The organism is Microbulbifer sp. JSM ZJ756 (genome assembly GCF_044383805.1).
Taxonomy (GTDB): Bacteria; Pseudomonadota; Gammaproteobacteria; order Pseudomonadales; family Cellvibrionaceae; genus Microbulbifer; species Microbulbifer zhoushanensis.
In genome coordinates, this window is the sequence record NZ_JBISER010000034.1 from 1 (window position 1) to 540 (window position 540).

The following is a 540-nucleotide window of genomic DNA, read 5'->3' on the forward strand; positions in this document are numbered from 1 at the left end:
TGCCGAGCGCGTCCACCACGGTGGTGGAACCGCCGTCGAAGAACTTGGAGGAGAAGGTCACGCTGGTCTCGTCGGTGGTGTTATCCACCCGGTGACCCTTGCCCTTGCTGATCTTGTCGCCCTTGGTGCTGCCCTGGCCCTCGCCATTGGTCTGGAAGGCAAAATCGTAATCGAAGGTGGTTACACCACCTTCCGCATCGGTGATGGACGTTACCGCCTGAGAGGTTGCCTTGGTATCGCCGCGCCAGTTGACGGTTTCATAGGTGATGCTGATATCACGCTGGGCGTAGGTCTCGGCCACGCCATCGCCATCGGCGTCCTGCTCAGAGGGCAGTTCGATGCGCTCGATAAAGCCGTTGGTGGTGTAGTGGTACTTGGTGGAGTGGCCCATGCGGTCCACCACTTCCACCAGGCGGCCGCTCTCGTAGCGGTACTCCACCAGCACGCCGCCGGTCTCGTCGGTGACCTGGTAGAGCTGGCCGTTGAGGTAGGTGTAGTTGACCTCGTGGCCGGTGTCGTCGCGCACCTGCACCAGGCGAT

1 protein-coding gene is annotated in these 540 nt (G+C 61.9%); it reads right to left on the minus strand.

The annotated features are described in order from the left end of the window. On the minus strand, positions 1-540 hold a 540-nt coding region (locus ACH6CX_RS18520; protein WP_396676219.1), incomplete at both ends, for a hypothetical protein.